At 47.3% G+C, this 26552-nt stretch carries 19 protein-coding genes and 1 riboswitch; of the genes, 7 read left to right on the top strand and 12 right to left on the bottom strand.

Annotation, left to right across the window (positions count from 1 at the left end; all coding sequences use genetic code 11):
• The first annotated feature begins 37 nt into the window (after window positions 1-37).
• From cls to AC51G0_RS05660, 4 genes are all read left to right on the top strand, one after another.
• Entirely contained in the window at window positions 38-1495 is a 1458-nt protein-coding gene (cls, locus tag AC51G0_RS05675; protein ID WP_496301082.1) for a cardiolipin synthase, read from the top strand.
• A gap of 612 nt (window positions 1496-2107) precedes the next feature.
• On the top strand, window positions 2108-2995 hold the full coding sequence (locus tag AC51G0_RS05670; RefSeq protein WP_496301081.1) for a LysR family transcriptional regulator: 888 nt from the start codon (window positions 2108-2110) through the stop codon (window positions 2993-2995).
• A gap of 272 nt (window positions 2996-3267) precedes the next feature.
• The gene (locus tag AC51G0_RS05665) at window positions 3268-4107 is read left to right on the top strand and encodes a PhnD/SsuA/transferrin family substrate-binding protein (protein WP_496301080.1); all 840 of its coding nucleotides are present in this window, start codon (window positions 3268-3270) and stop codon (window positions 4105-4107) included.
• A 9-nt stretch (window positions 4108-4116) separates the two neighbouring features.
• Window positions 4117-5985: a response regulator gene (locus AC51G0_RS05660; protein WP_496301079.1), complete on the top strand. Its 1869-nt coding sequence runs from the start codon at window positions 4117-4119 to the stop codon at window positions 5983-5985.
• Between the two features lie 19 nt (window positions 5986-6004).
• Here AC51G0_RS05660 and AC51G0_RS05655 read toward each other — a convergent pair whose 3' ends face one another.
• The 5 genes from AC51G0_RS05655 to AC51G0_RS05635 all read right to left on the bottom strand — a co-directional run bounded on the left by AC51G0_RS05655 (window position 6005) and on the right by AC51G0_RS05635 (window position 10382).
• The gene (locus AC51G0_RS05655) at window positions 6005-6847 is read right to left on the bottom strand and encodes a nitrilase-related carbon-nitrogen hydrolase (RefSeq protein ID WP_496301078.1); all 843 of its coding nucleotides are present in this window, start codon (window positions 6845-6847) and stop codon (window positions 6005-6007) included.
• A 94-nt stretch (window positions 6848-6941) separates the two neighbouring features.
• Window positions 6942-7829 carry a glycine betaine ABC transporter substrate-binding protein gene (locus AC51G0_RS05650; protein WP_496301077.1) on the bottom strand — a complete coding sequence of 296 codons (888 nt, stop codon included), beginning with the start codon at window positions 7827-7829 and terminating at the stop codon, window positions 6942-6944.
• A gap of 12 nt (window positions 7830-7841) precedes the next feature.
• Entirely contained in the window at window positions 7842-8573 is a 732-nt protein-coding gene (locus AC51G0_RS05645; protein WP_496301076.1) for an ABC transporter permease, read from the bottom strand.
• Window positions 8574-8576: 3 nt separating this feature from the next.
• Window positions 8577-9698: an ABC transporter ATP-binding protein gene (locus tag AC51G0_RS05640; RefSeq protein ID WP_496301075.1), complete on the bottom strand. Its 1122-nt coding sequence runs from the start codon at window positions 9696-9698 to the stop codon at window positions 8577-8579.
• 27 nt (window positions 9699-9725) lie between these two features.
• Window positions 9726-10382 carry an ABC transporter permease gene (locus AC51G0_RS05635; protein WP_496301074.1) on the bottom strand — a complete coding sequence of 219 codons (657 nt, stop codon included), beginning with the start codon at window positions 10380-10382 and terminating at the stop codon, window positions 9726-9728.
• Between the two features lie 472 nt (window positions 10383-10854).
• On the opposite strand from AC51G0_RS05635, the gene AC51G0_RS05630 reads away from it, so the two are divergent.
• Both AC51G0_RS05630 and AC51G0_RS05625 read left to right on the top strand, forming a co-directional pair.
• A complete protein-coding gene (locus tag AC51G0_RS05630) occupies window positions 10855-11352 on the top strand; it encodes a putative pterin-binding protein (protein WP_496301073.1) in 498 nt (165 codons plus the stop codon).
• A gap of 3 nt (window positions 11353-11355) precedes the next feature.
• Window positions 11356-12525: a diguanylate cyclase gene (locus tag AC51G0_RS05625; protein WP_496301072.1), complete on the top strand. Its 1170-nt coding sequence runs from the start codon at window positions 11356-11358 to the stop codon at window positions 12523-12525.
• Window positions 12526-12590: 65 nt separating this feature from the next.
• Here AC51G0_RS05625 and yiaY read toward each other — a convergent pair whose 3' ends face one another.
• The 7 genes from yiaY to cobA form a co-directional block, all read right to left on the bottom strand.
• The gene (yiaY, locus tag AC51G0_RS05620) at window positions 12591-13739 is read right to left on the bottom strand and encodes an L-threonine dehydrogenase (RefSeq protein ID WP_496301071.1); all 1149 of its coding nucleotides are present in this window, start codon (window positions 13737-13739) and stop codon (window positions 12591-12593) included.
• A 367-nt stretch (window positions 13740-14106) separates the two neighbouring features.
• Window positions 14107-15615 (bottom strand): lytic polysaccharide monooxygenase, encoded by a 1509-nt coding sequence (locus AC51G0_RS05615; RefSeq protein ID WP_496301070.1) that lies wholly within the window; start codon window positions 15613-15615, stop codon window positions 14107-14109.
• 73 nt (window positions 15616-15688) lie between these two features.
• Window positions 15689-15798, bottom strand: a riboswitch (cyclic di-GMP riboswitch).
• A gap of 204 nt (window positions 15799-16002) precedes the next feature.
• On the bottom strand, window positions 16003-17763 hold the full coding sequence (locus tag AC51G0_RS05610; protein ID WP_496301069.1) for a bifunctional protein-serine/threonine kinase/phosphatase: 1761 nt from the start codon (window positions 17761-17763) through the stop codon (window positions 16003-16005).
• 66 nt (window positions 17764-17829) lie between these two features.
• Window positions 17830-19305, bottom strand: coding sequence for a NarK family nitrate/nitrite MFS transporter (locus tag AC51G0_RS05605; RefSeq protein ID WP_496301068.1), 1476 nt, complete (start codon window positions 19303-19305; stop codon window positions 17830-17832).
• Between the two features lie 291 nt (window positions 19306-19596).
• Window positions 19597-19923: a nitrite reductase small subunit NirD gene (gene nirD, locus AC51G0_RS05600; RefSeq protein WP_496301067.1), complete on the bottom strand. Its 327-nt coding sequence runs from the start codon at window positions 19921-19923 to the stop codon at window positions 19597-19599.
• A 12-nt stretch (window positions 19924-19935) separates the two neighbouring features.
• Entirely contained in the window at window positions 19936-22473 is a 2538-nt protein-coding gene (gene nirB / locus AC51G0_RS05595) for a nitrite reductase large subunit NirB (protein ID WP_496301066.1), read from the bottom strand.
• A 26-nt stretch (window positions 22474-22499) separates the two neighbouring features.
• Complete coding sequence (cobA, locus tag AC51G0_RS05590) at window positions 22500-23348, bottom strand: uroporphyrinogen-III C-methyltransferase (RefSeq protein WP_496301065.1); 849 nt, start codon at window positions 23346-23348, stop codon at window positions 22500-22502.
• Window positions 23349-23787: 439 nt separating this feature from the next.
• Between cobA and AC51G0_RS05585 the strand changes: the two genes are divergently transcribed.
• A complete protein-coding gene (locus tag AC51G0_RS05585; protein WP_496301064.1) occupies window positions 23788-26472 on the top strand; it encodes a molybdopterin-dependent oxidoreductase in 2685 nt (894 codons plus the stop codon).
• The last annotated feature ends 80 nt before the right edge of the window (window positions 26473-26552 follow it).

Genomic DNA, 26552 nt, shown 5'->3' with positions numbered 1-26552 from the left:
GTATATAACTCTTTCTATAAACAGATAAGCCATTCACATGGAACAGTTTTATCAAGTACTCACTTGGGTCGGTGTCTTCTTCTACTGGCTGATCATTGCGGGTGTAACGATGCGCGTTGTATTTAAACGTCGCGTTGTCGGTGTGTCACTGGCCTGGCTGATGATTATTTACATCATCCCGATTGGTGGCGTTTTTGCTTATCTGTTATTTGGCGAGCTCAACCTAGGCAAAAAGCGCGCAGAACGGGCTCGAGAAATGTTTCAGCCATTTGCCGACTGGTTCCAGTGCTTGAATGACTGCCCCGGCCACCAACCGCAGCACATGAGCCACCATGCCCGTCCTATCAGTGATTTATGTGAAAACCGCCTGGGTATCCCAGCGCTTTGTGGCAATACGCTCTCTTTACAGGACTCCCCCCATAAAATCCTTCGCTCCATCATTGAAGATATTCAGCATGCACAGCACACTATTCACCTCGAGTTTTATATCTGGCACCCGGGAGGCCTCGCCGATGAGGTAGCCACAGCCCTGATCATGGCTGCAAAACGTGGGGTTGCTGTCAAAGTCTTGCTGGACGCTGCTGGCAGTATGCGTTTCTTCCGCTCCTATTGGCCAAGGTTAATGCGTCATGCCGGTATCGAGGTGACAGAAGCGCTGGCCGTGTCGCCTTTTCGTATGTTCCTGCGACGCCTTGACCTACGCCAGCACCGTAAAATTGCGGTGATCGATAACAATATCGCCTATACCGGCTCAATGAACCTGGTCGATCCAGAGTTTTTCAAAACAGATGCGGGAGTGGGCCAATGGATCGATGTGATGGTACGGGTGACAGGCCCGACGGTGGCAGTACTTAACTGTATCCAGGCCTGGGACTGGGAGGTAGAAACAGGGGAGCGATATTTGCCCCAGCTACCAGCATGCCAAGTGGCCTCTCCTGCTGACAGCTCTGATATGATTCAGGTGGTCCCATCCGGCCCTGGCATGCCCGATGAGATCATTCATCAAGTACTGCTGCTGAGTATTTACCAGGCACAAAAGAGCGTGGTTATCACCACACCTTACTTCGTGCCGAGCGAAAACCTGCTCCATGCACTGGAAAGTGCTGCCGAGCGTGGTGTTAGCGTCCATATTGTTATTCCCGATAAAAATGACTCAATTATGGTTGAATGGGCTAGCCGCTCTTTCTTTACCGAACTATTAACGGCCGGGGTTAAGATCCACCGTTTCCATGGCGGACTGCTCCATACCAAATCCGTCGTTATCGATAATAACCACTGCCTCATTGGTACCGTTAACCTCGATATGCGCAGTTTATGGCTCAACTTTGAAGTCACGCTGGCAGTGGATAACCCTGAATTTACCCAGCAGCTCAGCTGGCTACAGCAGGAATATATCAATGACTCAGTTCATATCGTTCTCAAAGAATGGGAGAAGCGTCCTGTTACCAACAAACTGATAGAGCAGTTTTTTTATATGTTCAGTCCATTGCTATAAATATACCCAAGCTACCTCAAGATGCTCGTTTCAGCGAGAATTACTTGGCTGCTAGGCTAGGCACCGATTTGAAAATCTAGTGGCTCTAAATTAATAATCGGTAACAACGCATAACAGCCAAGTAAACTCGCCCTTTGGGAGTGAGCCAGCGAACCCATTTCTGTGTCAAATAACGTTGAAAGGGATTGCCATTCCTACCGTTATTTCCCTTGAACTGAGCACGCTGGTCTCACTCTGAATCCTGCATCTTGAGGTAGCTTGGGTATAGAATCTATTAGGAACTTGTATCAGAGTTTAACTATTTTGTTGCCAGCCAAACACATTTATTAATAAATCCATTACTTATAAGATAGCGATACAAATCAATACATAATTTCATTTCATCAACCATGAACAATAAGCTAGATTAATTCTATAGATTTATTTTATAGATACTAAAGTTTATTCTTATTAAACAATGCAATAGGATATATTTCACTTTGACATATACCTTTAAAGGATTTAGCTTATGCGAAAAGCTCACTAAACCAGCTTTAGACCAAGGCAATAATTGTCAAAATCAATACATAGAAGTACAAATATTATAATCTTGTATTTGAAGAGAAGTGGCAAATGAAGATCCAGCTTGAAAACATTAACTCTTTCATCGCAGCGGCTGAGACAGGCTCTTTCAGTGCTGCCGGAAGAAAAACCAATAAAACCCAAGCCGCTATTAGCCAGTCAATACAGAACCTTGAAATTGACTTAGGCTATCCGCTATTTGACCGCTCAAGAAAATATCCGACATTAACTCATAAAGGTGAACGCGTATATAAAAACGCCAAAACCATGATCAACCAGTATGATATTTTCATTGAAAGATCCACAGCATTATTCTCAACAACTGACACACAGATTAACATTGGGATTGATCCGCTTATTTGTGGTCCTCACATTCAAGACTTGCTATTACAATTTTCAGAGCAGTTTCCAACGATTGAAATTAAACTTAAACAGCAAAATAGTCAGTCATTAAAAGAGCAGCTAAAAAATAAACAGCTGGATATGGTGCTTGGCCTGTTTCCCCTGAATGAGAAAAAAGGGTTTGATTTCACAACAGCCTTTCACATCAACACATTATGGGTTGCTTCACCTGAATTTATCAATACACATGGCTCGACACTCACATTTACCGACTTTTGCAATACCAAGCTCCTACTGCCATGTTCAGACCTACACCAAATGGGCCTAGATGAAATTGAGACCGCTTCCCATTGTTGGAACATTGAAGATCTCAATACCTTGCTGCATTTATGTAAAAGGGGGATCGGTGTCACTCTCCTACCAAACTTTGTCGTAAAGAAAGATCTCGAACAAGGCAACCTGCAACGCATTACGCTGTCATTTAACAATACAGAGCAAGAAAGCTGGAAAGCCTCTCTGCTGTGGTCCCAGCATTCTGAGTTCAGCATGCCATTGCAGTGGCTCCACACCCAGTTTATCAATTCTAACCCGAACTAATATACCCAAGTGACCTCAAGATGCAGGATTCAGAGTGAGTTCAGCGTGTTCAATTCAAGGAAAATGAGAGAAGGAATGGCATTCCCTTTTGAACTCATTTGACACCGAAGTGGGCGCGCTGACTCACTCCCAAAGCTCTGATCCTTATGGCTTTGGGTACATACCCCACTCAATAACGTGTTCACACGGCCCGGGTTCATAAATCTCCCCCTTCACACAACATGGTCTGCTAATTGCTGTTATTAACCTAAAGCCCCCCATCGAGAGCAGCCATGAAAAATATCCATTTTCTCATCATTCCTCTAGCTTTTATTAGCTTACCTGCCGTTTCTGATATCCAGCTAGCCTTTGGTGTCTATACATCAGACAAGGCAACAACCATAGTTAAACAGTTTCGCCCTGTTCTTAATGCCCTCGAGAGCAAAATGACAACGAAACTGGGAGAGCCGGTGCAAATTAGGATGCAAATTTCAAAAAACTATCAACAGGGGCTTACCAACCTTGTCGAGGGCCATGTTGATTTCTCTCGTTTTGGGCCAAGTTCTTATGTATTGGCTAAACAGCAGAACCCAGGTATTAAAATCCTGGCGATTGAAAATAAAAATGGCGGGAAGATTTTTAACGGCGTGATCTGCGTACACCAAAATAGCAATATTCAATCTGCAAAAGACTTAGCCGGAAAATCGTTTGCATTTGGCGACGAAAACTCAACCATTGGCCGTTACTTGTCACAAAGCTATCTTGCCGACCAAAACATTACCGCTCAAAGCTTAGATTCATTCGGGTACTTAGGACGCCACGACAAAGTGGGAGCCGCTGTGGCATCAGAGCTATATGATGCCGGCGCTTTGAAAGAAAGCACCTACAAAAAATTAGTCAACAAAGGAGCGCCACTTCGAGTCATTGCCAGCTTCGAAAATGTCACCAAGCCGTGGATCGCCAGTGCTTCGCTACAACCCAAGATAGTTACAGGCCTGACTGAGAGCTTAATTGAACTAACGGATCAAAAGGCGTTAAAAGCAATCAGAAAAGATGGATTCCTGCCTGGCTCCGATAGCGACTATGAAAGGATCCGTGTCGCAATGGCCGATAACCGTTTCTTATCTAAATAGGTACCCTCTATGGCTGCTTATACTAAGTCACTCCCCCTATGGCTGAAATATGCCTCCATGATCACACTGATTACATTAGTGCTCAGTTTTAGTGCTGGGGAAATAGTCAGAGTCTTCGAGAAAAACTATCTTGAGGAGAAGGTAAACAAGCAGCTACAGAGCTACTTTCAGGCATTATCATCGACAGCCCTTGAAGATGTTTTGACAGAAGATATTCCACACCTCGAAACGATACTAGAGCAGGCAACATCACATAGCCCCGATCTCATCTACGTACTAATCTCTAATGAAACAGGAAAACAATTGGCAAGCTCAGGGCAGGCCCCCACTGCTGATGATAAATTAATCGCACAATACCATCGTACCATTTCTTTTGAGGGTGAAATCTTTGGCTCTATGACCCTTGCCCTCAGCACAGAAAACCTCTTGAATGAAATCAATCACCATGTCGATCAAATACGTTATTTATCAGCCGCCTCTTTACTGTTACTTGGCTTGTTCAGCTATTTCCTAACACAATCTTTGCTCCTTTCACCGCTCACGAAAATAAACAGAAAACTATTGTCTATCAATGAGTTTACTCACCTCTCCAAACCAGAACCTCAGTACCTGTCAGAATTAGAGCGGCTCAATAGATCGGTCAACATGCTACAAGAAGTCTTGCAGGCACAGAAAGAAAAAGAACAACAATTAGAAACAGCTAAAAAGCATGCTGAAGAAGCCAATAAGAGCAAAACAGAATTCATTGCCACCATGAGCCATGAAGTCCGAACGCCAATGAATGTCATTTTAGGCTCACTTGATATTTTAAAAGATGAGGCTCTTTCAAGCGCAGCCAACCAGTTAACTGATACAGCACAAAATGCGGCAAAACTATTGCTAAGCCAACTTAACGATATACTGGATTACTCTAAACTGGATTCAAATAAAGTAACGCTCGCTCAAGACTCCTTTTCACCTGTTATGACGGCAGAAAAAGTCATTGCCATATTCTCTGCACAAGCGAAAAAAAAGAAAATCGCCCTGACCTTTCATTCTGACTTCCCCCGCCGAACACAATTAATAGGCGACGAAGGAAAAATCTCACAAGTATTAACAAACTTGCTAGGTAATGCCGTTAAGTTTACAGAAAATGGCGCTATTTCTCTCACTCTGACTAGCGAAAAAAATCATGACACCACTAATATTACTTTCACCTTACAAGACAGTGGGATCGGTATTGCAAAAGATAAAATCAACACGATCCTTGAACCATTTGTACAGAGTGATCCATCATTTTCAAGACGTTATGGCGGGGCGGGAATGGGGCTTGCCATCAGCAACAAACTACTTGCCATCATGGAAGGAAAATTAAATATAGAAAGCACGTTAGGCAAAGGATCGGTATTTTCGTTTCAGTTGGGACTCAAGGCTAGCAGCCTCCACCAGGAGTATGATGCCCAAGCCACCATTTCCCCTACTGCGCAACAACAGGCATTACCCATATTATTGGTCGAAGATAGTCCTTCAAATCAGCTAATTGCCAAGACGATGCTTGCTAAATATGGTTTTCAAGTTAATACCGCTAACAATGGCCTTGAAGCGGTTCAGGCTATTAGGAAAAATAAATTTTCACTGGTCTTGATGGACTTGCAAATGCCAGAAATGAATGGGCTTGATGCATGCTGCGAAATACGAAAATTTGCTAATGCCAATAAGCATGTGCCAATCGTCGCCATGACAGCCAATGTCAGCGACACAGACAGGCAGCAATGCCTGTCTGTGGGTATGGATGATTTTCTCACCAAGCCAATAAACAAAAACAAGATGCTTCGGGTTATCTGTTACTGGCTAGGACGCAGCCATCAGGATATCAGCACATATCGCCACTGCTCCTGAGCCGCTGGCAACAGCTTAGCTAACTTGCGATCTTTTTCTTCAGCAGATCCAGCACAAGCCTGCTGTCAGCATCACGGATTGTCGGCAGCTGGAAACGCGCTGAGCGGGTATCAGACAAACTGATAACACCGGAGATCAAAGTCTCTTCCATACCAGCTTCTGCAATACAGTTACCAAAGGCATCCATAATGCGCGAGCCGCCCCAGAACTGGTTATTTCCCTCACGGGCACAGCTATTCGCCATCAGTAAAGGCACGCCATAGGTCATCGATATAAAATCAGTATTTGTCTTCCAGCCCTGAGGGTTGGAAAACTCATCTGAGACAATATCGGCGGCTGAGTTTACCGGTGCTAGCATCAAAGCCGGTTTATCCAGCATCGCCAGATGCGGCAGTGCCGGGTTCCACAAATCAGCACAAATCAGGGTATGAGTCAGCCAGCCTTTGAAGGGTTGGCATGGCACCAAATCCTGTCCTTTGGTATACCATTTTGCTTCTTCCAATCCGCCGTAATTAGGTAGGTTTAGCTTGCGGTGCAGGTGGATCAGCTCGCCGTTCTTCACCATGCCTTGGGCGTTATAAAATTCACCTGCTGCCGCTTCCTCGATAAAGCCAAAACAGACCGCCATCTCACCAGCGGCTTCCGCAAGTTCACCCAGTAAGCCTGCATCGACAGACATTGCCACCTCCAGCGTTTTCTCCTGCAGGCTATAACCAGTTAGCGAGAGCTCTGGAAACAACAGCAACTCAATCCCTTCGGCACGGGCTGTTTCAATATAAACTAAGTGTTTTTCTAGGTTGGCCGCAACATTACCCAGTACCGGTGCGATCTGGGCTATACCGACTTTCAGTTCATTTTTCATTATTACATCTTCGCCAATATAAAAAGGCCAACACCCTCGGTGTTGGCCTTTCCTTGCCAAAACATGCATTCCAAGCGATGACTCTCCGCTTGAATTACAGCATGTCGTTTTCTTTTAGGAAGCCCTGTGCCACACGCTCAATCGAGATACCCTCGACATCGACATTCGCATTCAGAGTCGCCATCACCTCGTCATTCATCAGCTTGCCTAGTGCATTGAGCTGATTGGCCAACTGCGGGTTGGCAGCCAGCGTATCCTGGCGCACGACAGGTGTCAGCGCATAGTTCGGGAAATGCTGGCGGTCATCTTCTAAGACATAGAAGTCAAACGCTTTCACCCGGCCATCAGTAGCAAACACCATCGAGATATCAACCACTTCCTGCGCCAAAGCCTGGTACACCAAACCTGAGTTCATCTTTTTCAGGTTGCGGCGAGGTAGCTCAAAATGATAAGCCGCCAACAGTGACTTAAGGCCATCTGCACGGGCGGAAAACTCGATGTTGCTTGCCAGCAGTGCATCTTTGCCATCGTCACTCTGGAGCCAGGCCATCATATCACTGATGGTTTTCAGGCCTTTCTCCTCGGCAAAACCTTTGCGCATTGCCAATGCATAGGTGTTATTTGCTTTCGATGGTGTTAGCCAAATCAAGCCTTTCTTGGCATCAAGGGCCTTAACCCGGGTGTAGGTTTCTTCCGGGCTGAGCTTTTCGGTAACCTTGTTGTAGGTGATAAGACCAGTACCGGTATATTCCCAATACAGATCGATCTGGCCGTTTTCCTGCGCGGTACGCAGTACCGTAGAGCCCATACCATCACGCTGATCGACGTCATAGCCTAACCCCTGCAGGTATTGGGCCGTCATCGACGACATGATCAACTGTTCGGTAAAGCCCTTGCCTCCAACCACCAGCTTGGCGGCTACAGCCGCCTGGGATAAAGCCAGCACCGCAACAGCAGCCATAATACGTATCAGTAACGTCATCTCTCAGACTCCTTAGTTACGGTTCGGGTTGACACCCTGGCTGACAATCAAAAAAGTCAGCATACCAAGCAAAATATCAGCAATCAGTGCCAGTACTGCCGTCGGGATCGCCCCGGCCAGCATCATTGGGGTATCGTACAAATCGATACCGGCGAAAATCAGCTCACCGAGGCCGGTACCACCAATCTGAAATGCCAGCGGGACGGTACCAATGTTGATTGCAATAGCGGTGCGGATCCCCGCCATGATCACATACATGGCATTAGGCAGTTCAACTTTCATTAGCTGTTGCCATGGCGTCAGGCCAATACCGGTAGCCGCTTCCTTGAGGTGAGCAGGCACCGACACTAACCCGGTATAGGTGTTGCGCAGGATCGGCAGGACAGAAGCAATCGCCAATGCAAAAATTGCCGGCTTATCGCCAATACCCAAAAAGCTCATGGCCAATGCCAGCACAGCCAAAGTAGGAACTGTTGTGCCGATGTTGAAGATTTGCATAAAGAAATCTGCATAACGCCGGCAGGAAGGACGGCTCAGCAACACCCCGAGAGGCATACCAATTAGCACCGCAATCGAACCTGAAATCAGGGTCAACTTCATGTGGTGGCCCGACAGGTACACGATTTCGTCCCAGTAATAGATAAACTGCTCGACAAAACCCGACGATTGCGCCCAGATCCCTACCATAAACACCATGAAGAACATCAGTGCACTGATGTAGGGGCTCAGATTAATCGACTTCATCGCTTACCCCTTGGTACGGAAACTGGCTCCCAGGTGGTGAGTAATACCACGCTGTGAAATTTCGCCACATAAGCGGCCCTGTTCGTCAACCACTGCCAGCCAGCTGATATCATGGGCAAACATCTTGGAGACAACCGCACGTAGATCCTGCTCTTGCTTCATCAGAATAGGCAGGCCTTCAAAATGATCGCTACACAGCCCTCGCTGGCTCATCGCCACCGATTTGTTGATCACACCAACAGGCTGAGCTTGCTTGTTAACCATGACTATCATGCCGTGGCCGTATTCTTCCATCAGGTGGTTGGCTTTTTCCAGCGTATCTTCAGGCGCCACAGTAGGAACCTGGCGCTCCATCACTTCACCCGCGGTTGAAAGCTGCAGGCGTTTCAGCGTACGGTCAGTACCGACAAAATCGGCAACAAAATCGGTCGCAGGGTGGGCAAGCAGCTGATCAGGGCTTGAATATTGCTCAAGCTGACCATCACGGAAAATAGCGACTTTATTTGCCATTTTCACTGCCTCATCAATATCGTGAGAGACAAACATGATGGTTTTCTGCAGTTCTTTGTTCATCTTCAGGAACTCTTCCTGAATGACTTCACGGTTGATTGGGTCAATCGCACCAAACGGTTCATCCATCAGAAGTACAGGGGCATCTGCTGCAAGCGCTCGTACAACACCGACGCGCTGCTGCTGGCCGCCAGAGAGCTCGTTCGGGTAACGTTTCATAAAGGCATTCGGGTCTAGGGCCACCATGTCCAGCAACTCTTTGGCACGGTTGGTACAACGCTTTTGATCCCAACCCATCAGCTTCGGGATCAAGGCAATGTTTTCCTCGATAGTCATGTTCGGAAACAGGCCAATCTGCTGGATCACATAACCGATATTACGGCGCAGGGTGACCGTATCAATCCCTGTCGTGTCTTCGCCATTAATAAATACTTTGCCAGAAGTCGGTATCACCAGACGGTTGATCATTTTTAGTGTCGTCGTTTTACCGCAACCAGATGGGCCCAGTAATACACAAATCTCGCCCGTTGGGACTTCCATGTTGATATGGTCGGCAGCCGTCACCACGCCCTGTGGTGTTTCAAAAATTTTTGTCAGGTTTTCAAGTTGGATCATGAAAACACCCTCTTAAATCGTAAAACGTTAGCCGTGCACCACGACACCCTTTGGTGTGAATTTCTTCTGGATCATCGCAAGGATAGTGTCGGCAACAATAGCCAGTAAACTCACCGCCACAGCACCCACAATGAGCTGGCGAGGATCGGACTGGCTGATCCCCCTTGCTATAAAGGATCCCAGGCCACCGGCACCGATGTAGGTGGCAATCGCCATCACACCAATGTTCATCACCACAGCAGTACGTACACCTGCCATGATCACGGGGATCGCCAACGGAATTTCAACCAGACGCAGGCGCTGCATACTGGTCAGGCCGATACCTTGGGCCGCTTCACGCAGCGCCGGGTCGACGTTGTTAATCGCGGTATAGGTGTTTCGGATAATAGGCAGTTGAGAATACAGCAACACTGCTATCACCGCGGGTAAGTAGCCAATACCCTGGCCAATAATCGACAGCACCGGGATCATAATCCCAAACAGCGCGATCGACGGAATCGTAATAATGATGGACGCAACATACAGCACAATATTGGCTGCACGCTGATTCTGGGTAATCGCAATGCCTAGTGGGACGCCCGTCAAAATCGCCAGGCTTACAGCCAGGCTGACCAATGACAGGTGTTCAGCAGTCCGAGACACAATGATTTCCCAGTTGTCCAGAATGAAATTGAAGATTTCCAATTTGCACCTCTGGATTACAAGGTTGAACACAGATTGTTTTCAGGTCGCGCATATGAGCGCTTAGATACAACCAAGGGTTATATAGACAGGGAAGCTCCCTGGCAGAGATGGCGTTGAGCCACGAGCATCATTCAGCTCAGAAATCAATCCGGCGAATGAAAAATGAGGGGGGATTCTAGTGAGTTGGCAGATCGAGCTCAAGCTCTTTCAACTTTTTGTTTGATCCATACTCTTCCATTGATTGGAAAATGAACGATTTTGTCAAAAAATCGATTACATCTGAAAAAGTTCAGTTAGAATGTCAAAATACTGACGAGGTTGATCACACTATGACATTCACACTGTTTATAGAATCCCGGCTACAATATACAAAAACATGTACTTGAAGTACGGATTTACTTCCGGGCATGGACAAGAGCCGTGTTTCGCCCGTCAGTATTGCATTTATCGATAACAACCATGAGGTTTCAGGATGTCCATTAGGTTGTCAAAGACTGTATTTTGCTTTCTATTAATTACGCTATGGATTGCTATTTCACCGCCAACGCTGGCCTACGAAACGACACTTACCCTTGAAGGCCAAGACACGTCAGGACAGCACGTCACCGTTACACTGACCCGCTCTCAAATTGAACAACTTCCGCAAACTAGCCTTACTACCCACCTTCCCTGGATCAATGGCCAGTCAGAATTCAAAGGAGTAAAACTTACAACCCTACTTGAAACCTACCAGCTCAAGCCTTCACAAATCATGATGAGTGCCCTCAATGACTACTCAGCTTCCGTCAGCTGGCAACACATCGAGAAATACGAACCGATCATTGCTATCCGGAAAGACAACCAACATTTAAGAATCCGTGATTACGGCCCCTACTGGCTCGTTTTTTCTATCGACCAATACCCTGAACTTAGCCAGAGGAAGCACCTGGCCAAAATGGTCTGGCAACTGGAAACTATCAGAGCGGAATAACCTATGGTCCGAAACAATGTGATAGCGGCAAAAAAGAAATGGATAAAGCTGATGTTATACATCATCACTCCATTGTTAATAATCACTACCTTGGTTGCTGTCAACCATTTGAAAAGCAACTCGGAAGTTGTATCCAAAACTCAAAACGAAGCTATTTGGTTTGTCCTCCAGCTGACGAAAGAATATTCCGAGTTTATCTATCAGCTGCAAAACTACCAATTTGGCAAAAGCGACCATGACGAAATGATGGTCCAATTCGAAATACTCTGGAGCCGCTATAACACTATCGTAGACAACAGCATGATTATGCATCTTGATCATTTCAATGGTGCTCTGGAAAAGATCAATTCACATTTTGAACAGCTTCAGTCCCAGGAGCCTCGGCTACTTGATCTGCCCTCTAGCCATGAAACTCAGGCCTTGCTACAACTATTCAGAGCTGACTATGAAGAACTGATCGTCTTTCTCAACTATAAGTTCCGGCTTGCTAGCGGAGATTTGGAAGATAGGATCAGGGCGATTTCTGAAGTCGAAACAGTTATTCGCTACCTGCTGATCACTACCCTGCTCATGGGAGCCCTGATGGCGTATTTATTACTCAGGGAGTCACGGTCTCACCATAATCTGGCAATTAAAGACTCTTTAACCGGTATCTACAACCGCTTGTGGCTTAACCAAAAATTGCATGACTTAGAACAACTGAACTCTACATTCAGCTTTTACCTTATTGATTTAGATGGCTTTAAGCGGATCAATGATACATTAGGCCATCACGCCGGTGATGAGTTACTGATAGAGGTCGCCCGCCGACTTTCCGGTTTAGATTGCAACAACTATTATGCGGCTAGAATGGGTGGTGACGAGTTCGCGATTATTGAGCTTTGCCAACCAACTGGCGACAGTGGGTCGTGTATCAGCAAGCAGCTCACAGGGATCTTTAACAAACCAGCGATGTTTGCAGGGGCATTTCATTCAATTTCCGCCAGTATTGGTGTGAGTCAATTTCCGAAAGGCGCCAAGTCAATCTCTGACGTTCTCAAGCAGGCAGATTTCGCTATGTATGAAGTCAAGCAGCAAGGGAAGGATGGCCTGCTACATTACCAGTCACTTTCTTCATTGCCAGATGGCCAGCGTGTCATAGACCGAAAGCAGCAAGTAAAAAAAGTCACCTAACAAAAAAGCGGTCAAATGACCGCTTTTTTAATACTGCGAGTTCAACTCGCTGCTAACAGTAACTCTTACATTGCTGCCGCGTAGATACCTGAAATTTCTTCATGAGTTGCTTGTTTCGGGTTAGTGAAGCCACAAGCATCTTTCAGTGCGTTATCAGCAAGAATTGAAATATCTTCATCCTTCGCGCCTAGCTCTTTAAGACCAGCAGGGATACCAACATCTTTAGATAGTACCTGAATCGCTTCCAGTGCTGCTTCTGCACCCTGCTCAGCCGTCATGCCTTCTACGTTAACACCCATTGCTTTTGCAACATCTAGCAGACGCTCAGGACAAACCTGCGCGTTGTAGCGCTGAACATGTGGTAGCAATACTGCGTTACATACGCCGTGTGGTAGATCGTAGAAACCACCTAGCTGGTGCGCCATTGCGTGCACGTAGCCTAGAGAGGCATTGTTAAATGCCATACCTGCCATGAACTGGGCATATGCCATTTGCTCACGCGCTTCTAGGTTCTGGCCATCTTCTACTGCAGTGCGTAGGTGCGCCTGGATCAGTTCGATTGCCTTGATAGCAACAGCATCGGTAATTGGTGTTGCTGCGATTGAAACGTACGCTTCGATAGCGTGAGTCAGTGCATCCATACCTGTAGCAGCTGTTAGCGATGCAGGCTTAGCAAGCATTAGCTTAGGGTCGTTAACAGACATTAGTGGTGTTGTGTTCTTATCAACAATCGCCATCTTGATGTGACGCGCTTCATCAGTAATGATGCAGAAACGGGTCATTTCAGAAGCAGTACCTGCCGTTGTGTTAATTGCAATTAGTGGCAACTGAGGCTTAGCAGACTGGTCAACACCTTCGTAGTCACCAATCTTACCGCCGTTAGCGGCAACAAGTGCGATACCTTTTGCACAGTCGTGTGGTGAACCGCCACCTAGAGAGATAACAAAGTCACACTCGTTAGCTTTTAGCAGTTCAAGGCCCGCTTCAACGTTACCGATTGTAGGGTTTGGTTGTGTACCATCGAAAACAACAGATTCAACGTCACGCTCAGCAAGTAGATCGGCTACCTGCTTCACCATACCGATTTGGCTTAGGATTTTATCAGTAACGATCAGCGCTTTTTTAAAGCCTTGTGCTTTTACCGCATCTGCCGCTTCAGTTAGGCAGCCTGCACCCATTAGGTTTACTGTTGGGATAAAAAATGCACTACTCATGTTGATTCTCCATAATTATCAAATACTAATTACTTTAACCGGCTAGACTACCCAATTTGCAATGGGTTAACCCGTTACCTGTAATGAGTATCTTGAATACCCCGTTTGGGCTAGGTGCTAATATCTAACACTGTCAAAATGTGCAACAATTTGATCTCGGACAAGTTATGAAACGCACTAACACATTCACGTTGTATTTTTTGAATTTGATCACCTTTTCTCTATAAAATACTGCCTTATTGTTTATTGACAGAAACATTATCTTTCATATCGTCATATATTGGGGTGAAAAAATGGGAAGCAACGCACAAAAAAAAGCGCCGAACAATGTCAGCGCTTTCATTAGTGTTTCATATATCAATCAGTCTTATTGAAGGATCCAGGCATCTTGCCATGCCGAACCAAATCCTGGTTCGTAGTGGATCGCTGAGTTGATATTGCACCAGCCACCTTCAGGGTAAGGACGGCACTGGTAAGTATTGCCATCTCGGCCTAGAACGATTGTCTCGCCTGGTACATACTGGCCAATACCATCGGGATAAACATAGTCGTAATCACCAGAGCCGGATTGCTCTTTGATAGTGATAGATTTCGATTCAATCAATTTAGGCTGAGCATCTTGCTCTGCCGCATAGATTTCAACTGTAAAATCACCGGTATAAGGTGAGAACATTGTCACCGCAATTTGGCTATTATCAACAACACCACTGCCATAGGCAGCCTGTTCGCCCGCACTATCAACCAGCTTCATGTCGATCCGGTAACGCCCTTCAGAATGAACTTCTGCTTCGATAACAGCCAAGCCTTCACTATTCTGGGTATACTCAGATTTCAGCCCTCCCACAACAATTGGCTCTGGCTCAATCACATCGCCATCACGCACATCTAGCGCATAGCTATAATTGGCGTTGGCCACAAACACCTTGTTGGCATACAGATCACTTGGGGCATATACGATCTCACCAGAAGCTTGTTCAATACCAACCTGTACTATCGCACTGTGCTTTTGATTCACTTGTTGTGCCAGCTCATAAGACCAGGCATTGACATCTTGGTTGGCTGCTGTAACCAACAGCTTTTCAGACACGAGCTCTTGGTTGCCCTGCGCAGAGAAAATACGGAACCAGATGTTATCACCCTCCTCAGCAGTCACACCCGGTTTAACAAATGCCCCAAGAGGTGACCACTCTGGCAATGGAGCATCACCGTCAAACTTAATGTCACTACAGTTATAGAAGCCTTCGCCGGCAGGATCATCACGCTGCCACCGGGTAACGAGTGTCGCCTCACCTGCCCGGCCAGCTGGCAAAGTGACATCCATGTAATAGTAGTTACCACCATCAACATTGATCTTTTCTATGTTGCCAAATTCCTGGATCAACTCAAGATCATCCCAATCCAAGCGGCTATGTGCCGCGTTATAGCCCGGTTTAGTCAGGTATATTTGCCAATGGCTCGGATTATGAGGTGCCGTCGCGCGGTACTTCAAGGTAAAGGTTTCACCTGCCTGCATGTCTGTTCGCTGCCAATGTTGAGAGGCAACACTCATACCGCTTTTTCGCTCATCGCCACCAGAACAAATCAGGCCATCCTTAACAGCCGCCTTTACCGCATCCATATTGGTGTAGTCTTTCACCAAAGTGGCAAACTCATTGACCTGAACGACAGGATAGGTGCCTGATTCTTGAAATGAAGCCCGGCAGGCTTCGTTTGGGATTTGTGAACCATCTGATGCTCCCCAGTGACCGCCATCTTCCTGGCAAATCACCTGACGCGCTTTTGGAAAGTCAGCCCAGCCATGAGCACTCGCGTGAATTGGGATTAATGCAGCCAGCACAGAGCTTGCTGCAAAGGAAAGAGTCATTATTTTTTTCATTTTATTAGCTTCCAATTGAATGTATGGGAAGCCAGCTATTTGGAGGCAAACTTACTACTGCTTTTTATTCCTACCAGGTAACTCCGCTGCCATATAAATAACAAACACATCCGATGAGATCACTATTTCTTTAGGCCGGTAGTTTTGCGTCAGATCTTTTCAGAACCTTTGCCTTTAGCTGACAGGGTATTTATAGGCATAACGTTTCAGTTATCAAAAACTGTAATTAAATAATGGAATCATCGTCCCAATACTATTTAATTTTTATTAGTGAAAAATCACCTTTATAACTCAAAAGGATACCACACAGGCAACTTATTGAAATATCAGATGACCCGCTTAGCTATTATTACCCATTAGTTCATTCCCGCAACCAATAGGTAATGGCTAACCAAGAGCAATAATGTATGTTTCAATACTAACAATAACCACTAATACTAAAACCATTAGCTTCCAAAAGCGTAGTGGATTACGTTGGATTAATGGCGATTCTTTCAACTCACTGAGTATTTTTTGGTTAGGTGTCGATAGATCCTGAATAAACTCAGATATCACCTGGTAGCGGATCTTTGGTGAAGGGTGGCATACTTTTTTTAATACCAAATCCAGCCAGGCAGGTAAGTCAGGTCTAAACTGAATAGCTGAAATATAATCGTAATGCCGAGTCTTTTGTCTATCAAACACCTGTGAACATTGAGCCTTGTACGGAATATCCCCTGTCAGCATTTCATAAACAATAACCCCAACCGAAAACAAATCTGAATAAGCCGTTGCTTTTTCACCAGCCAGGTATTCAGGTGCAATATAATCTGTTGCGCCAACAGGTACGTCTTCCTTTATAGCTCCGGCAATCTCATCAAACCCTTCAACCTGAGCAGTACCAAAGTCGATAAAAACAGCTTTCCCATTCTCGGTTAATATTATGTTCTCAGGTTTTAAGTCACGGTGCACAATCCCCATTCGCTGAAAGAATCGAATTGGTTTAATTAATTCAGAAGCAATTTCTCGGACTTTTTCTAAGCTCGGTCTAGGATTATCAATCATCCACTGCCTGAGGGTTTTTCCTTCCACATAATCGCAAACATGGTACAAGAAAGGAGATGAATCCGCATAACGATGTATTTTCATTATCGAAGAATGGCTGATCTGCCTGCCAACCCAACCTTCTCGAATAAACCCTTGCAGATAAACAAGATCTTCTGAAAAGTTTGGCGACGGTGCTTTTAACACATAGCGTTTTTGGTCGAAATGGCTTCTGGCCAAATAGACATGGCTCCGGGTCCCGCTATGGAGCACTCTGATGATCTCGTATTGATCGATCGTATTCCCTTCAGCCAATACGGGGGGAATGACCCTTTGGGTTAATTCCCGACTCGTCTCCTGAAGGTTCTCTTGTGGAAGCGAATCAATTTTTACCAGCAGGCAGGTTAGATTATCATCGCTGCCATTTTTCTGGGCATACTGGACAATCAAATGTGCCAGTTCTTCCGCGGCCAGTTCCGCTCTCGACAACAGCCCCTCTAATTCTTGCTTCGTCAACCAATCATGAAGGCCATCTGTGGTAAGTACCAACACATCGTCTACTTCAACGGGCTCTTGCTTGTAATCCACATCAAGCCGGCTATCCATACCCAGCGCACGGGTTAAAAAGTGACTTTTCCCCCCTTGCTTTCGGCTGTGATCTTGAGTGAGCTGAGTAAGGTTTCCACGTCGGTAGCGGTAAATACGGCTATCGCCAACATGGATCAAATGCGCGGTATTGGATTTGACAATCACACTGCTGAACGTGCTCACTAAGCCGTTGTGCCGTAGATCACTGTGCTTTCCATGATGATAGAGCCAACTATTGAGGCTAGTTAACACCTTCGCCGCTGCTTTTCTCACCCCCCAGCTATCTGGCGTACTGTAATAATCATCAATAAACTGGGTGACGCTGGTATGGCTCGCCTGCTGCCCGTGATCACTGCAGCTAACACCATCGGCAATACACGCCACTACCCCTTTATACTTCACTACGCTTTTTCGCGGTGAGTGCTTCACTGCGAAGGCATCCTGATTGGCTTCCCGACATCCTGCACTGGAGAAACCACCCACCGAGACTTGCAGGCTATCAGTCGGTACTTCTGCTACATCCATTGTCATTGCCATCGGTATTCCCCTGAAAGGCAACGTGGCCACCCTGCATCCGGGTTGGCCACATTAACCAAACTTCAACTAGCTTTTCGCCACGTCAATCATGGTTACACTGCCATCTTCGTTCACTTCTGCTATCTGCCCGGAAGGCTCTTCCATCATCAATAGCGTGACAAAACCAAGCACTGCCGTTGCAGCGATCACATAGAAAAAGGTGCTGTAATCCACCAGAGACAAGATAGTGAGGTAACACACAGCACCGACGTTACCATAGGCTCCTGTCATACCGGCAATTTGCCCTGTCATTCGGCGTTTAATCAAAGGAACGGTCGCAAATACCGCCCCCTCACCAGCCTGAACAAAAAATGAACATGCCATCGCGGCTGCCACGGCTAACCACACCGGCCAGCTACCGTCCACTTGCCCCATCAGGAAGTAACCTGCTGCTAACCCGGCCGTCAGGATCAACAATGTAGGCTTGCGGCCAAACTTATCGGAAATCCAGCCGCCGCCTGGGCGAGACATCAGGTTCATAAAGGCATAAGCCGATGCCACCATACCAGCCATTACCGGTGTTAGCTCAAAGGTGTCAGAAAAGAACAGTGGCAGCATTGAGATAACAGCAAGTTCAGAGCCAAAGGTCGCAAAGTAAAGCACATTCAACACAGCAACCTGCTTGAATTTATACTGGTGGATCTCAGGTACCGGCTCTACAAAAATGTTTTTATTCACTTTCCATGCCTGGCTCACTTCATAAAAATACAGTGCAGTCAGTACCAGGTAGATACCGATTTCCATGGGAGCGCTGAGCATTGACACACCGCTTGGCGACAGTTTCCAGGCCAGTAGTGCCAATGCGCCATACATAGGCAGTTTCATCAACAATAGCAGATAAAAATCGCCTTTTGAGGTGACCTCCATGGCCCCCAGGTTCTTTGGCTTAAAGTAGGTGGCTCCCTTAGGCGTATCTGTCACATTGGCATAGAAGAAATAGGAGAAAATCAAACTCATGACACCCGTGATCGCCATTGCATAACGCCAGCCATCTTCACCACCAAACATCAAGGCAACTGTCGGTAGCGTAAAGGCAGCGGCAGCCGAACCAAAGTTACCCCAGCCACCGTATATCCCCTCTGCCGTTCCCAATTCATTATGCGGAAACCATTCAGAGACCAAACGGATCCCCACCACAAAGCCAGCACCGATAAAGCCCAGCGCAAAACGCGCGATTGCGGCTTGTGCGAACGTGTCTGCTACAGCAAAGGCAAAGCAGGGAATTGAGCAAACGGCCAACAAGGCAGCATAAACAATCCGTGGGCCATATTTATCAGTCAGCATACCGATGATAACGCGTGCCGGTATGGTAAGTGCCACGTTGAGTATAAGTAGCGTCTTAATTTCAGCGGTTGTCAGGCCAAGGGAGGTTTTTACCGCCTGTAGTAAGGGGGCGAAGTTAAACCACACCATAAAGGTGATAAAAAAAGCAAACCAGCTGAAGTGTAAAATCTTCATTTTGCCAGTCATGGAAAATATGTTGAACTTACCTGTATCCGTCATTTGTTAATTCCTTTATCAACTCACTAACAAATTATTTGCAGTTATCATGCCACGTTTTAAAAGACAATAAAAACAACGATATATAGCAGAAAAGCTCAAACAATAGCACCTTGATAAAAAACATATCATCGATATGGTGCAACACCGCACCATACCGCATCAAAAGAACCTTTATATGGAATTAATTTAGTATTCATTTGTTAGCCAAGGCAGATTTTAAAAGGCACTCACCAATAAAAATAAAAAATGGAGCCATTTAGGCTCCATTTTCTCAGTTATCGCCATAAATCATTATATTCGTAGTTGAATTTCACCTTCCATCAACCGTACTGGGTAGGTTTTAAGCCGATGTTCTGGATCTTCAAGGCATTCACCCGTCACGAGACTAAAGCGCTGCTTGTATAGTGGTGAAGCCACCACAGCTTCGCCGTCCACCGAGCCCATGATCCCTCTTGACATCACATTGGCCTCACCGATCGGATCGTAGTTTGATAATGCATACAGCGCCTGGTTGCGTCCGCAGAAAAAAACGGCTACCTGCTCTTCGTCAACCAATGCACACACTCCGGTATTCTTTATCAAATCACTTTGTTTACAGATAGTTTGCCACTGTTCCATAATTGCCCACTCCTATTCCGTGACTTCAACAATTTCGATTCGCTCACATTTGGACATTGGTCGACGCTGTCCCCGCTCTATCACATAGTTAAGTTGAGCATCTGATGCTGAACTGTTCACAAAATGCTGGAAACGCTTTAGCTTATCAGGTGATTCCAGCGTCGTTTTCCACTCACACTGGTACTGGCTCAAGCTATGCTTCATTTCAGTCTCCAGCTCGTTGACAATACCCAGCTTATCTTCAATCACCACCTTCTTGAGGTAATCCAGGCCACCTTCCAGGTTTTCGAGCCATACAGATGTTCGCTGCAGGCGATCTGCAGTACGAATGTAGAACATCAGAATACGGTCGATGTAGGTAACCAGGGTTTTATCATCGAGATCGGCGGCGAACAGATCGGCATGGCGCGGACGCATACCACCATTCCCGCACACATAAAGGTTCCAGCCATTTTCAGTCGCGATCACCCCGATATCTTTTGACTGCGCCTCGGCACATTCTCGAGTACAGCCCGATACCGCAAACTTAAATTTATGGGGAGCGCGTAATCCCTTATAACGGTCTTCCAAATCAATCGCAAATCCGACACTGTCTTTCACCCCATACCGGCACCAGGTACTACCAACACAAGACTTAACGGTACGCAAGGATTTACCGTAGGCATGTCCGGTCTCAAATCCAGCCTCTATCAACTTATGCCAAATCACTGGCAGCTCATGCAGCTGGGCACCGAATAAATCCACTCGCTGTCCACCGGTGATCTTGGTGTAGAGGTTAAACTCTTTTGCCACTTCACCCAGCACGATAAGCTTATCCGGGGTAATTTCACCGCCTGGCACTCGAGGAACCACCGAGTAGGTGCCGTCTTTTTGCATATTACCAAGGAAGATATCGTTGGTGTCCTGCAGGCCAATATGCTGATCTTCAAGCACATAGTCATTCCAGAAAGAAGCCAAAATTGAGCCTACGGTTGGTTTACAGACATCACACCCCAACCCCTGACCGTAACTATCCAGTAACTGATCAAAAGTTTTGATCTGCTTAACCCGGACAATATCTGCCAGCTCCTGACGTGAATAGGCAAAGTGTTCACATAAGTGGTTATTGACCTCAAAACCCAAGCTTGCCAGTTCAGCATCAAGTACCTGCTTGGCCAACGCCGAACAACCACCACAGCCCGTTGATACCTTAGTGCTATCTTTCAAGCCAGCCATGTCAGTACATCCAGCGGTGACAGCCTGTTTGATATCCGCCTTGGTCACATCAAAACAGGAACAAATCTGAGCACTATCAGGCAGGGTATCCACTCCCAGTGCAGCACCAGCTCCCTCTTCCCCCATCGGCGGCAGTAGCAGCACCGCTGGGTTTTCCGGTAATGGCATATCATTGAGCTTCATCTGCAGTAAGCTACTGTATGCATCTACTTCACCGACCAGTACCGCCCCCAGAATTTTCTGTCCGTCCCCGGAAACAATCAGTCGCTTATAAACCTGCTCGATCTCATCGTTAAATGTATAGGACTGCGCCCCCGGCGTATTACCATGGGCATCGCCAATACTGGCGACATCCACACCAAGTAGTTTCAGCTTGGTGCTCATATCGGCACCAACAAATATGTCCTGCCCGCCACAGATCTGCGATGCGACCACTTTAGCCATCTGGTAACCCGGTGCGACCAGACCAAAAATCTTTCCTTGCCACAATGCACACTCACCAATAGCATAGATATCGGCAACACTGGTCTGGCAATGATCGTTGATCTCGATACCGCCCCGCTCCCCAAGCAACAGACCGCTTTGGCGCGCCAGCTCATCCTGCGGCCGGATCCCTGCCGAGAACACAATCATGTCAGTTTCAAGGTGGCTGCCATCGGCAAAATTCATCCGGTAGCGACAGCTTTCCCCTGCGACAATCTCAGTGGTCGCTTTTTCGGTGTGCACTTCTACACCCAGCGCACTAATTTTACGTTCGAGTAGCTTGCCGCCTCCCTCGTCGAGCTGCACCGCCATCAGGCGCGGCGCAAACTCAACTACGTGGGTTTTCATTCCCATACTCTTCAATGCATTGGCCGCTTCCAGCCCCAGCAGCCCCCCCCCGACAACCACCCCGACCTCACTTTGACGGCCAGATGCATCAATGGCTTCCAAATCTTCAATTGTCCGGTATACATGGCAATGTGCTTGATCATTGCCCGGGATCGGCGGCACAAACGGATAAGATCCCGTCGCCAGCACCAGCTTGTCATAGGTTTCAACCCTGCCACTGGCTGTCACAACCTGGCGTGCATCGCTATCAATGCCTGTCACCTTTTCGTTCAGAACATAGTTAACACCACGCTCCTGGTAGTAGCCTTCATCCGTCAGAGCCAACTCTTGTGCTGATGTTCCGGAAAAATACTTACTGAGCTGAACCCGGTCGTAGGCCAGTCGCGGCTCTTCAGAAAAGGTAATAATTTCAAACTGCCCGCTCTCATCACGCTGCACCAAATCATCAATAAACTTGTGGCCAACCATTCCATTGCCAACCACCACAACACGTTGCTTATCCATATAACATCCTCACTGTTTCTTATTCTTTAAGCTGACAATCTATTCAATTCTTGGCTGGCCATGGTGCTAAACCATTGCAGCTCTTCGGCTAGCGCCACCACTTTGCCTATGACAATAAGTGCCGGTGATTTCACTTGTTGCTGCGAAATCAAAGTCTCTAGCTGATGCAGCTCGCCCCGGATCACTCGTTGTTGCGGGCAACAGCCATTTTCAATCAGCGCCGCTGGAGTGTCAGCACTCAAACCTGCCTGGGTTAGCCCCTCTGCAATCATGCCGGCTTTAGTCAGCCCCATGTAAAACACTAAGGTATGGTCAAGTTGCGCCAGCGACTGCCAGCATATATTGAGTTCTTTTTCCGCATGGGCCGTGATAAACGTGCATCCCTGCGACAAGCCACGGTGAGTCAGTGGGATCCCGGCATAGCTGGTACACCCTGCGGCTGCGGTGATCCCGGGTACCAAATCGACTTCAATACCCGCCTGACGCAGTTCCAGCATTTCTTCGCCACCACGGCCGAAGACAAAAGCATCTCCGCCTTTCAGGCGACAGATCTTCAGCCCTTGCCGGGCTTTCATTACCAGCAATTGATTAATTTCCTGTTGCGGAACACTGTGATGGTTTTTCGCTTTCCCAACATAAATTGTCGGCGTCGCCGGCGGGAATAACTGGCAGATCTCTTTGCTCACCAGCCTGTCATACACAATCACATCAGCCTGCTGAATAACCCGAAGGGCTTTCACCGTTAGTAAATCGGGATCGCCGGGACCAGCACCTACCAAGCTGACATAGCCAGATTGCTTTGGCTCATTAACAGCCACAGAGGTGAAACTGACAATATCTGTCGTCTTGTCTGCAATCATTGGTATTTGTGACATCTTTCATCCTTACGTACCTTCCGTGTACGTCTTTATTTGCTCTGGTATCGTCAGAGCAAGGAAAGTGCCAGGCTGAATTCATGAATAGGCAATATCGCGTCAACTAACTGATTTTAAAAAATTAAAAAAACAGAAATATAAATATTCCGGACCATTTTCAAGAGCAGAAGTCAATGCACGATCTGATACTTCGCACAGTATTAGTGCAACACACACCAGAATAATGCATCGATATTCCACTTTTTATGGTACCAACCACCATGGCGCATACCTCTTTAGGGGTATGATTAGTCATATATCCCAACTTAATCACTATTTCTTATCCACTTGCTCCATATTTCAACTCCTCTTCCTGAAAAAGCGAAACTGGCGTACTTATTGCTATGCTTATTCATACATGGAGAATATCGGTAGCTTAATTAAGCTCGGGAGGGATGCTTTGGGCACAAAAAATAGCGACGCATGGATTAAGAGTACCTGCGCATACTGTGGTGTTGGTTGCGGCATAGAGGCCAAACCCACCCCTGGCGGACGATTAGAAATCCGTGGTGATAATGAGCACCCTGCCAATTATGGTCGGCTATGTTCAAAAGGACAGGCATTGGGAGAGACTGTTACCCATCAGGGGCGACTGCTGAAGCCTTCGATTAACGGCAATGACAGCAACTGGGAGCAAGCACTGGACTATGTTGCCAATCAGTTCTCTGAGATCATTGCCGAGCATGGTCCGGAAGCCATCGCTTTCTATGCCTCTGGCCAGCTATTGACCGAAGACTACTATGTTGCCAACAAGCTAATGAAAGGCTTTATCGGCAGCAGTAATATCGATACGAACTCCCGCCTCTGTATGTCTTCAAGTGTAGCCGGGCACAAACGGGCATTCGGTGCTGACTGTGTTCCCGGTTGCTATCAGGATCTGGACGAGGCCGAGATGATTGTACTTACCGGGTCTAACATGGCCTGGTGCCACCCGGTGCTCTATCAGCGGATCAAAGCGGCCAAAGCGGTGCGCCCGGCCCTTAAGATCGTGGTCATCGACCCCCGCGCCACCAGCAGCTGCGAAATTGCCGATCTACACCTTGCGCTCCAGCCGGGTAGCGATGTTGCCCTGTTCAATGGCTTACTGGCTTATCTGGCTGAGCACGAAAAACTCGATCATGACTATATCGCCACCCATACCGAAGGTTTTGACCTCACGTTAGCCAGTGCCCGCTTTGATGCAGACGATACAGAAAAACTTGCTCGTATAACCGGTTTGTCAAAGCAGCAGCTCACCGATTTTTTCCAAAGCTTTGCCAGTACCGAAAAAGTGGTTACCGTATACTCGCAAGGCGTTAACCAGTCGACGCACGGCAGCGACAAGGTCAACAGCCTGCTTAACTGTCATCTTGCAACCGGGCGGATCGGCAAACCCGGAAGCGGTCCATTTTCTGTCACCGGGCAGCCCAACGCTATGGGTGGACGCGAAGTCGGCGGGCTCGCTAACACGCTTGCCGCCCATATGGAGTTCGGCAACGACACCCACCATCAGGTGATCAGCGACTTTTGGCAAACCGATACCCTGTCGAACTCACCCGGCCTGAAAGCCATCGAGATGTTTGACGCCATAGACAGCGGAAAGATCAAAGCCGTTTGGGTCATGGCTACTAACCCTGCCGTAAGCTTGCCAGATAGCAGTAAAATAAAGCGGGCACTGGATAAATGTCCGCTGGTCGTGGTGTCGGATTGTATCGCCGATACCGATACCACCCGACATGCCAATGTGCTGCTTCCGGCCCAGGGCTGGAGTGAAAAATCCGGCACGGTCACCAACTCTGAGCGGCGTATTTCCCGCCAGCGGCGACTGCTGCCAACCCCTGGGGAGGGTAAACCGGATTGGTGGATCATCAGCGAGGTCGCGAAGAAAATGGGCTTTAGCCATGCCTTTGGCTATCAGCATGAAGGGGAGATCTTCCGGGAATACAGCAAAATGACCGGATTGGGCAATTACGGCAGTACTCGGCGCGTACTGAATCTTACGGGACTGTCTGATCTCTCACCGGAGCAATATCATCAGCTTTCGCCACAGCAATGGCCAGTAATAGGCCTACAGACAGATATTGAGCATAAACGCCTATTCTCTGATGGCGTATTCGCGACACCTTCGGGCAAAGCCCAATTCATTGCCGTTCAATACCAGTCACCAGCAAGCCAGATCAGTGAGCGATACCCATTCGTATTGAACACCGGGCGTATCCGCGATCAATGGCACACCATGACAAGGACCGGCCTTTCGGCGCGGCTTGGCGAACACAGTCCGGAACCTTATGTATCGATCCACCCAGAAGATGCCAAACGTCACTCACTCGGCAACAACCAGGTCGCTAACATTACCAGCGGTTACGGCAAAGCCGCCGTTCGGGTTAGCATTACTCCAGATGTTAAGCCGGGTGAGTTGTTTATTCCTATCCACTGGAATAACACCACCTCAAGTGCCGCTAAGGTTTGTAACCTGATCTGTCCAGAGACCGACAGCTTGTCAGGCCAACCGGAGTTTAAATTCACCCCAGTTTCAATCACCCCGCTTACATACCGCAGCGAAGCCCTGCTGCTATCTGCTACCCCCCAAGACATGGCAGAATTCGATTATTGGATCAGGCAAAAAGTCAGCAACGGTTACCTGTACCGAATTGCCAGTACCTTATTACCAGAGCAGCTGATGCACCGACTTTCCCGTTATTGCCAGCATGAAAACGGCCGGGAGCTTAGCTTCAGCGGCGCGGCCAGCGGACTATACCGCTATGCCAACATTGAGCAGCAGCAACTTCGCAGCTGCTATTTGGTTGCGGCTGACTTACAGCACCAAGATGTAGATTGGTTATATCATCTATTGGACGAGCCGGTTGATGATATTGCAGAACGATCTCTGATATCAGGGCGCGCCGAAGGAAAACTGGCGGCGGGAAAAACCATTTGTGCCTGTAAACAGGTTGGCAAAAATACCATTTGCCAAGCGATAAAAGAGCATAACTTAACATCGGTGGAAGAGATCAGCGCCTGTACGCAGGCAGGAACGGGCTGCGGAAGCTGTATTCCAGAAGTTCAACACCTGCTAGATGAACTGACAGTCACCTCATCACTCTAACCTTCTCGCTGATAAAGATAGATAGGGTAAAGCCGGGAAGTGGCCATCACTCGATAATTAGCCGTGATACCCCTAAATGT

It is taken from the genome of Photobacterium sp. HL06, assembly GCF_059552575.1.
The sequence above is the reverse complement of the archived record's forward strand: the minus strand, read 5'-3'. Positions and strand labels throughout refer to the sequence as shown.